10 protein-coding genes are annotated in these 9,126 nt (G+C 64.0%); 5 read left to right on the top strand and 5 right to left on the bottom strand.

Annotated elements, in window-relative coordinates; translation table 11 throughout:
- Both V2B23_RS30460 and V2B23_RS30455 read left to right on the top strand, forming a co-directional pair.
- Positions 1-264: MerR family transcriptional regulator (locus V2B23_RS30460; RefSeq protein ID WP_430953627.1), on the top strand; the 264-nt coding region annotated here is incomplete at its 5' end.
- Positions 265-272: 8 nt separating this feature from the next.
- Positions 273-509, top strand: coding sequence for a hypothetical protein (locus V2B23_RS30455; protein WP_430953626.1), 237 nt, complete (start codon positions 273-275; stop codon positions 507-509).
- A 372-nt stretch (positions 510-881) separates the two neighbouring features.
- Here the strand turns inward: V2B23_RS30455 and V2B23_RS30450 are convergent, their stop codons facing one another.
- The 5 genes from V2B23_RS30450 to V2B23_RS30430 form a co-directional block, all read right to left on the bottom strand.
- A complete protein-coding gene (locus tag V2B23_RS30450; RefSeq protein ID WP_157902109.1) occupies positions 882-1,646 on the bottom strand; it encodes an SDR family NAD(P)-dependent oxidoreductase in 765 nt (254 codons plus the stop codon).
- 186 nt (positions 1,647-1,832) lie between these two features.
- Complete coding sequence (locus V2B23_RS30445; protein ID WP_029538815.1) at positions 1,833-2,312, bottom strand: carboxymuconolactone decarboxylase family protein; 480 nt, start codon at positions 2,310-2,312, stop codon at positions 1,833-1,835.
- 312 nt (positions 2,313-2,624) lie between these two features.
- On the bottom strand, positions 2,625-2,879 hold the full coding sequence (locus tag V2B23_RS30440; protein ID WP_037134809.1) for an Atu4866 domain-containing protein: 255 nt from the start codon (positions 2,877-2,879) through the stop codon (positions 2,625-2,627).
- Positions 2,880-2,938: 59 nt separating this feature from the next.
- Positions 2,939-4,336 carry an amidohydrolase family protein gene (locus tag V2B23_RS30435; protein WP_019749815.1) on the bottom strand — a complete coding sequence of 466 codons (1,398 nt, stop codon included), beginning with the start codon at positions 4,334-4,336 and terminating at the stop codon, positions 2,939-2,941.
- A 29-nt stretch (positions 4,337-4,365) separates the two neighbouring features.
- A complete protein-coding gene (locus tag V2B23_RS30430; protein ID WP_019749814.1) occupies positions 4,366-5,100 on the bottom strand; it encodes an Atu4866 domain-containing protein in 735 nt (244 codons plus the stop codon).
- Positions 5,101-5,282: 182 nt separating this feature from the next.
- Here V2B23_RS30430 and V2B23_RS30425 point away from each other — a divergent pair, with 182 nt between their 5' ends.
- The 3 genes from V2B23_RS30425 to V2B23_RS30415 all read left to right on the top strand — a co-directional run bounded on the left by V2B23_RS30425 (position 5,283) and on the right by V2B23_RS30415 (position 8,325).
- Complete coding sequence (locus V2B23_RS30425; protein WP_019749813.1) at positions 5,283-6,506, top strand: MFS transporter; 1,224 nt, start codon at positions 5,283-5,285, stop codon at positions 6,504-6,506.
- Complete coding sequence (locus V2B23_RS30420; protein WP_430953625.1) at positions 6,503-7,333, top strand: helix-turn-helix transcriptional regulator; 831 nt, start codon at positions 6,503-6,505, stop codon at positions 7,331-7,333. Before V2B23_RS30425 ends, V2B23_RS30420 begins: the two co-directional genes overlap by 4 nt.
- A 239-nt stretch (positions 7,334-7,572) precedes the next feature.
- Complete coding sequence (locus V2B23_RS30415) at positions 7,573-8,325, top strand: SDR family NAD(P)-dependent oxidoreductase (RefSeq protein WP_430953624.1); 753 nt, start codon at positions 7,573-7,575, stop codon at positions 8,323-8,325.
- Positions 8,326-9,126: the final 801 nt, after the last annotated feature.

Raw genomic sequence — 9,126 nt, 5'->3', positions numbered from 1 at the left:
GGATTCACCGCCGGCACACTGCGACTCTACGAACAGTACGGCCTGATCACCCCCACCCGCACCCGCGGCGGCACACGACGCTACAACAACGACGACCTCACCCGCCTCGGCCGCATCGCGGACCTGATCGCCGACGGCATCAACCTCGTCGGCATCAAACGAGTCCTCGAACTCGAAGACAACACCGCCCTACTACGCCGCGACAACACCCGGCTACGCGCAGACAACGCCCACCTACGCCAGAAAAACACACACGACACATAGAAACGACCGTGATCGCCAGCAGAGAAAAGACCATCGTCATGGAACACGACCACATTCGCGCAGCACTCGACGCGACACCCGGCGCCGACTACATCGAACAAACCATCCCAGCCGACCCAGACGCTGTCTCGGTGAATGCCGTCGACGCCGAGGCCCTCACCACCGAACTCGACACCCCATGGCCGGCGCCCGAGGAAGATCTGATCGAACAATCGATTCCCGTCCCCCTCGACGACGACCGCTGAGGTTCCCCGACCGCTGGCGCACCAGAAACCCGCAACGGGATGATCTTGATTTTTGATCGAGTAGCACAAGCTCCTCACCGATGCTGCGGCACAGCGCATTGAACGTATCTCACGGACGGGTTCGCTCAAATCCGCTCGGAGAAAACGGATCATAATGAGCATCGACTCATCGTCGTCTCCCGCCCCCGTTCTGCCCCGCTACCGCGATATGCCCAAATCCCACCTCGACCGTCATCAGCCCGGAGGTTATCCCCGGCATGCCTCCGCGATAGCACCGTCTTATCCGCGAGCCCTTCGATGTCTTGGGTAGCAGGCTATCTGGACGAGTCGATCAGGCTCCGGATGATCTCCACAACTGCTGATCGGTGACGGTTAACGGCGGATGATGCTTCCGCCGTCCACGGGTAGCGCGACACCAGTGACGTAAGAAGAGCGCGGTGAAACCAACCAGACTGCTGCGTCTGCCTGTTCCTCGGGCCGTCCCGCACGTCCAAGAGGAATCGCGCGCGTGCGAGCCTGGTAGCCAGCGGGATCCATCTCAGCCATTTCCTTGATCGCGTCGGTTTCAGTGCTTCCGGGACACAGTGCATTTACACGAATGCCGAATCGTCCGTTCTCGACGGCCGCAGATTGAGTCAGGCCGATCACGCCCCACTTTGCGCCGCCATAGGCCGCGAATCCGGGGAGTCCGCTCATACCAGCAGTCGACGCCGTGTTTACGATCGCACCGCCGGTGTTCTGCTTTCGCATCTGGATGAGTTCTGCCTTGAGGCAGTAGAAGACACTCATATAGTCGAGTCGGATTGTGTGTTCATAATTCTCTTTGGTGTCCCTGTGGAGTGGACGCCCCAAGCTTCCCCCTCCGGCGTTGTTCATCGCGAAGTCCAGCGAGCCGAAAGCCTCCACGGCGGCGTGCACCATTGCGGACACTGCGTCTTCGTCAGTCACATCAGTGTGGAGGTACTCCGCGGTTCCGCCTGCACTCCGGATACGTTGAACGGTCTCCACACCTGCGCCGTCATCGATATCGGACACCAGCACGTTCGCACCCTCACGGGCGAGGCTTTCGGCCATCGCTCGGCCGATTCCGTTGGCGCCGCCGGTGACAAGTCCACTTCGGCCGTCCAAGAGACCCACTACTTCTTCCTTTCTTCGCGGCCACGCGCGAATCCCATCCCGTGACAACTCGTGACCCGAGAACGATAGATGTCCATGTTTGTTGCCACCGAGACGATTTCACTCAACGAGAATTCGAGATCGCCGAATCGTGCGGAGGACACTGGAACCACCGGCCTCAACATCGAATTCACTCCGACAGATTCGTCAGAGTTCCGGCAGAGCGCACACCGTGTCGAGGCCGAGGACGTGGTTGAGCCGGCCCGAGACGATCCAGGAGCCGATGGACATCGTGAGCTCCACGATCTCGCGCTGGTCGTAGTGCTCGGCCATGCGGGCCCAGAACTCGTCGTCGAGGTTGTGGTGGTCGAGCGCGTACCGCTGCGCGTACTCGGCGGCCAGCCGGGTCCGGTCGTCGAATGCGTCTGTGGTGCGCCAGTTCTCGACGGCCTCAAAGAAGCCGTCCTCGACCTTCTCGCCGTCGCGTTCGGTGCGCCAGTCCATACAGACGATGCACCCGTTGATCTGGGCGATGCGCAGCCGCGCGGCCTCGAACTCGCGCAGCGCGAGCGTGGACTGCGAGTAGACCGCGAGCGAGAGTTTGGACGCCGCGACGCCGATACCGGGGACCATCTCGCCCCACACGTATCCGACAGGGTCCTTGCCCTCGGGGATGTCGATTCTCATTGCCGGGTCCTTTCCGTCGGCTCCAGTCTGCCCAGCGCCGCCGATCCTGTCTCCGGAAATCCCACTGGTCGATGATCGCAGCGGGAGCCGCATCACCGCACCGCCACTCCGGTGACCGCGTCAGCGCTGGTCGACGTGCCCCCCCGCAAGACCTACAACTGATGTAGACCTTGCGGGGACACAGAGGGTGACCTGCCGCATTGGGATCCTGCAGGTTGAGGTCAGGGATTCTCACGATGTTGTCGGAATCCCCTGGCATTCCCTATGAGAGAGATTTGCACCCGGTAGGAGCCGATCGAGGAAGAGCTACGTCTACGGGAGTGTTCGAGCGGCCGTCTCTCGGTACATGACCATGCCTGCGTGGTACAGGATGTCGCCGCGAAACTCGCCGTCGGCCGAGAAGCCCGTGTCGTCGCGGTAGTAGATCATGGAGCCTTCGATCCGATACGCGCCGGTATATGCGGCCTCGCGGTTGCCGCGGGCCTCGACGTAGCGGCCTTCGGGGAGGAGGCGTTGGCGGATGTTCCCGTCGGCCGTGACCCAGAGCCCGACGAACGAATGCTGCATTGCTGTAACTCTTTCCGTGTCTTCCGTGTCTTCCGTGTCGTCCGTGTCTCCGGTATCCCTCACAGTGCCGCCACCCGCCGGGTGATGTCGTCGCGCGAGCGGACGACGTCGGCGCGAAGTGCGTCGATGTCTTCACCGACCAGCGAGCCCGCCCACTTGCGAGGGTTGCCGGCGACCAGAACGGTGTCGATGTTGCGGGCATCCGAGCCGAGTACCAGGGTGCCGATGGCGTCGTTGAGGGGCATGTTGTTGATGTCGTCGGCGCGGACGATGAGGAGGTCTGCGTCTTTGCCCGGGGTCAGCGAGCCGGTGACGTCTCCGAGTGCGTTGGCGCGGGCGCCTTGAAGGGTTGCGAAGTCGAGGACGTCCCGTGTGGTGATCTTGCTGCGCGACTCGTCGGTGCCGTAGGTGGCGTTGGTGGCGCGCATCCGCTGGATGGCGTGGAGGGCCCGCATCTGGGTGAACATGTCGCTGGCGAGTGCCACTTCGACGTCGATGCTCAAGCCCGGGCGGATCCCGACGGAGAGGGCTTCGTCGACGGCGGGGACCGCGGTTTCGAGACCGATCTGCGCGTCGGATGTGGGCGCGAGCGACACCGTGACCCCGGCATCTCCCATCGCCGACCAGGCATCGGCAGTGAGCCCGGTCGAGTGGATCAGCGTGAGGGTCGGGTCGAGGATCCCCATCCGCGCCCACTGCAGAATCGCCTCCGACGAGGGCACTCCGAAGACGGCGTCGATGCTGGTCCAGACCCCCAGGTCACGGGCCACGGCCGCGAGTTCGGGGCCGTAAGCGATGGCCGGGCCGGCGATCTCGTCGGTGGACAGCGCAGCGAGTCGCACGGTGACGAGGCCGTTCGCGGCGCCGTGGAAATCGCTCACCATTCGGCCCATGTCGGCGGGCCACTGACGGTCCCACTCACCGAAGTGCGGACCCATCGAGGCGTGTACGCCCCGGATTCCGGAGTCGACGAGCGCATTGAGCGCCGCATCGGAGTGGGCGGTGCTCCGCGAGTTGTGGGAGAAGTCGAGCATGGTCGTGATGCCCGAGTCGAGCGCGGTCAACGCGGCGAGGCGGGTGCCGACGTGCATGTCGTCGGGGGTGTAGCTCGGTGCGATGCCGGAGAGCGTCGACATGACGTATTCGCCGAGGTCGCCGACGTCAGGGATGCTGCGGCGCAGTTGCGCTTCCCAGGCGTGGCGGTGGGTGTCGACGAAGCCGGGGCACACGATCGCGCCACGGGCGTCGACGACGAGCGCTGATGCGGCAGCAGCGCCGTGGTCGGGGTCGGAACGGAGGTCGAGTCCAACGGCAATGATGCGCGAGCCGACGAGCAGGACATCGCCGGAGTCGAGATCCGGAACATCTGGGTCCATCGTGACGACGGCACCGCCGCTCAACAGGATCGGGCGGCCGCTGGTGCGGGCGGCGTTGAAGTCAGCAAGGGAGGTGTGCATGTGGGTCTCTCCTCAGTCTCAAGTCGCGGTCAGGACCGGTGGAAGGTGTAACCGGCGTGGTGCAGGGTGCCATCGATGAATTCACCGAAGGCCCAGAAGCCGAGGTCGTCGCGGTAGTCGATACGGTCCCCGGTGATCCAGAAGGAACCTTGGAAGGCATGCGGGCGGCCGCCGCGGGTCTCGTCGTAGCGGCCGTCGGCGGTCAGGTGCTGATGCACGAAGTCGTTCTCGTCGATCCAGGTGCCGAGATAGTGGTCCGAGGGTGCGTTCGCGACAGCGGGCGCTTCAGCGGCGTCGCCGGTGTTGACACTCTGCCCGCCCCAGAGAACCACGTCGCCGGCGATGACCACCGTGGACGCGGACTCTGGGGCGCCGAGGAATCGGCGGAGCGCGGCGGATGCTGATTCGCCGGAGTCGGCGGGCAAGATCGCGAAACTGGCCGGATTGCCGGGTGCAAGCGCGGTCGGCGACCGGAAGGAAGCCTCGCGGAGGCCGCGCAGCTGAGCGATGTCGATGTCCATCGGCACGATGACGTAGCCGTCGCAGTCGATGACGATGGCGCCGTCGTCGTCGGCCGCGGTGAGTAGCCCGGGCCCGATGCCGACCACGCGGGAGCCGCCCAGAAGAACATCGCCGCGGTCGAAGTCACCGATCAATGAGTCGTCGGTGATGACGCGGGCGTTGCCGAACAGAAGTGGGCGATGCCCGGTGGCGCGGTTGGTGTTGATCAGCGCGAGCAGTTCAGGGCTGAAGGGGGTGTTCATGTGTGCTCCAGAATGGCGATTCGAGGGACACCGGTGTTCCCGGCGAAATCCACTATCGGGCTGGATGGGTGACTGGAACAGGCCGGTGTGTACCTGGGTGCGCTACGGCCTGGTTCATGCTCGCTAGGGAGGAGAGAGTCGAATCCTGCCGATCTGCGGCATCTCTGAAAGGACTCGCTCCCATGACTTCACCCGCACTCTCGCAAATACGCAGTGTGGTCAGTGTGGCGGTGCTGACGGTGACGGGCATCCTCGCTGTCGGACAGACCTATGTTGTGCTCGGTCTCATCGATTCGATGGCCGACAGCTTGCGCGTCCCGCCCTCAGCTGTGGCAGCGTCAACCACAATCTTCGGGATCGCTTACGCGTGTGGATTTTTGGCCGTCGGCCCGCTCGCCGGGCGCTTCGGCGCCAAACCTGTCCTGCTCGCTGGTTTGGTATGCGCCAGTACAACGGCGCTGGCTGCGGCCGCGCCGACATCGATCAGCGCCGAGCTGGTAATCCGCGCGGTGCAGGGTTTCGTCACCGCGGCTTTTGCGCCCTGTGCGTTGGTGTACGTAGCGCAGCAGTTTCCCGCGCGTCTTCGGACCGTCGCCACCACTGCGTTGACAACCGGGTTTCTGGCATCGGCTGTGGTCATGCCTTTGATCGCCGGTCCGGCGGCCCACTTGTGGGGCTGGAGAGGTGTATTCCTCGCGAGCGGAATGGGCCTGGCCGTGTGCGCGGGCGTACTTGCGGTCACGCTGACCGGAGGTGCGGTTGCGTCCGTACCGATGTCGCAGGCGTTGCTCGTACTTCCCCGAGTCATTCGCCGCGGACGGATGATCGCCCTATACCTCGCGACCGCGGCGGTGCTCGGCGGTTACGTGGCCCTGTTCACAGCATTGCAGCTTAGTGATTCTGCCGCCGTCGCGGGCTTCCCCGGCGGCTTGCAAGGTCTACGGATCGCCACCTTGCCCGCCCTTGTTCTCGTAACGGTGGCCGCAAGTTTTCTACACGGCATTCCGGCTCGCCGGCGTGCCGTCGCTGGGTTCCTTCTCGCCGCGACCAGCGCAGCAACCGTCGCGATTCAGGCCGCTACCGCGGTTATTGCCGTTGGCGTCGTCGTCTTCGTCGCTGCGATCGCACTCACGACACCTGCTCTGGTCGCGCGCATCGTGGAGGTTGCTGCGCCGGAGGAGACGGCCGGCGCGACTGCTTGGTACGGCGCCTTCATGTTCTTCGGCGGAAGTATCGGCCCGGTGATCGCCGCATCTGCCCTCGGCGGCAACCTGACTGCCGCGGCTTGCGTCGTGGTTGCAATCACGCTCTTGGGCGCTGTTCTGGTCGCCTCGGTCAACCGAAACCTGCCAGGGTGCGACACGGCCTGCCAGACCCGACGTCGAGAAGTTAACGTCGTCTCATGAGCTCGACCGAACTGGGAACGTTCCTCAAAGCACGACGGGGCCACGTAAAGCCCTCCACCATGGGCATCAAGGCCCAGCCCGGCCGCCGCGTCTCGGGTCTTCGCCGCGAAGAAGTAGCCATGCTCGCTGGCGTCAGCGTCGACTACTACACCCGACTCGAACAGGGCCGCGAGCGGAATCCTTCCCCCGGGGTGCTCAACGCTCTGGCGGGTGCGCTCGACCTCGACTCAGATCTGCGCGAGCATTTGTTCCGCCTTGCCGGTCTGGCGCCGACACCGCGTACGCCGATGCGCGAGACCGTCGACGATTCGCTCCGTCAGCTTCTCACGTCGTGGTCGCACACCCCCGCGCTGATCATCAACCGCCAGTTGGATGTTCTCGCGTATAACGACCTCGCTGGTGCTCTGTACAACGGTTTCGAACGCATCGACAACATCGCCCGTATGACGTTCCTCGATCCCTTCGGGCGCCGGTTCTTCACCGATTGGGAGCGCGCTACAACCGCCTGCGTCGCGAATCTTCGGCTTGCTCTCGGCCACATCGGCTCTGCAGACGACGTCCGGGCACTCATTCTCGAGGCACACGCTGCGAGCGCAGAGTTCCGCGACCTCTGGAATCAGCACGACGTGAGAGGCAAAACCCACGAGGCCAAGGCATTTCGTCATCCCGATGTCGGTGACCTACTTCTCGAGTACAACGCATTCGATGTCCGCAGCGCTCCCGGCCACCAGCTGATCGTGTACCAAGCACTGCCCGGATCACCGAGCGCCGACAAGCTCCAACTATTGGGAGCTCTCGCCGCAACAGCTAGCCTCGATCTCCCTTAGATCGTAGATCCACCAGGTAGGACCCGTCCGCACGACAGGGTACTTCGAATGTGACCCGTGCCGAACAGAGGCGGCGATCGAGGGTGCTGGTATCACGTGCAAGGGCAGCGCTCAGCCAAATCGAGTCGGATATTGCTATCCATCGGCGAACCGGCCTCTCTCGAGATCACGCCTTCTGGCGGACGGCGAGATGAAAGGGCATCGGTGGGATGCCCACCGCGAGGGAGAAGATGCAGTTGATGCGACAGGTTTTGGTCACCGGCGCGTCGAGCGGCATCGGCCGCGCCACCGCCCGTGCATTCGCCGAACTCGGTGACACCGTGGCAGTGCACTACGCGACCGACCGGGAGGGCGCCGAACACACGAGATCAGAGCTGCCCGGCGAAGGGCACACGATCGTCAGCGGTGACATCGGAGATCCGGAGCAAGCACGAAATCTCGTAGAGCAAGCCGTCAGCGCGCTCGGCTCGTTGGACGTTCTCGTCAACAACGCCGCCGTAGCGCCGTCCGCAGTCAACCGCCATCCGATTGCGGATACCAGCTACGACGATTGGTGCGCCATCTGGACCCGGATGGTAGATGTGAACCTCCTCGGTTCTGCTCGCGTGACCTGGGCAGCCGCCCAACACATGACCGCAGGGGGCTGCATCATCAATGTAGGCTCCCGCGGAGCGTTTCGAGGTGAACCCGAGCACCCCGCCTACGGTGCAACCAAGGCCGCCCTGCATGCCCTCGGGCAATCCCTGGCGATCGCCCTGGCACCGCGAGGAATCGCAGTGAGCAGCGTCGCACCCGGATTCGTCTCCAGCGAACGTCAGCAACCGAAGCTCAACAGCCACGAAGGCGCCGCGCTACGGCAACAGAGCCCCCTCGGCCGCGTCGGAACACCGGCCGAAGTAGCCGCAGCCATCGTCTATCTCGCCTCACCCGAAGCCCAATGGGCCACCGGAACGATCCTGGACCTCAACGGCGCTTCCCATCTTCGAACATGACCGACCGGACGCCAACGGTCTCTACGCGCCATACGCACACTCCTCATCTATAGCGGAGCTCTTTGCGCCATTGATGTCCACGGTTGGTCAACTCCTGGTGTTGTCCACGCCGACGTCACCGTCGGCGACCAAGCCTGACTGTCCTCGCCCTCGATCTCCTCCGGTAGCGCCGGGCGCGGGTTGCCGCATCGGGGAGACACCAAGTGCCCGAGGACGTTCGAGTCTGGGACCAACTCGCCGATGCGGACCTCCAGCCGTGTCCGGCGGAGTGGCTGGCGGAGACGACACAGCTCAAATCAAGGACTTCACGATCGACTCGACCAGTCCTTCGACACTACGGCCGGTCACCTTTGCACGCCTCAGGCCGTGTCGCCCGAAGTTGGAGACCAGCTTCTCGCGGTCCCGGGCATACACAGGCCAGCGGCATGTCAGCAATTTTCCTCGCGATCAAGTCCGAGGCAGAACCGTGCGCAGCCGTACAGCCACGGACAGAACACGCGAAACAGGTGTATCAGCCAGGTCCGGGCCATCCACCCAGAAACACTGCCACCGATGGGCAGCACCATCGTCATGGCGACAGTCGGCAGTGGTTCGTCTAACTGCACATCCTCTATCGAACTCCCCATCAAGTGGGCCGACGCTACGCCCCCTGCGCCCGGGCATCAGTGCAGCAGCGTCACCGGTCCGGCAGGTCCGGAGTCTTTCTGTGTCGTTCAGCTTCGCGGGGGTCTATCTCGCTAACGGTGTTTCGGCGGATTTCCATCAGTATGTTTCCGATCCCGGCCAACGATCGGCGAACGT

This window comes from Rhodococcus sp. 24CO (assembly GCF_050586165.1).
Classification (GTDB): domain Bacteria; phylum Actinomycetota; class Actinomycetes; order Mycobacteriales; family Mycobacteriaceae; genus Rhodococcus_F.
The sequence above is the reverse complement of the archived record's forward strand: the minus strand, read 5'-3'. Positions and strand labels throughout refer to the sequence as shown.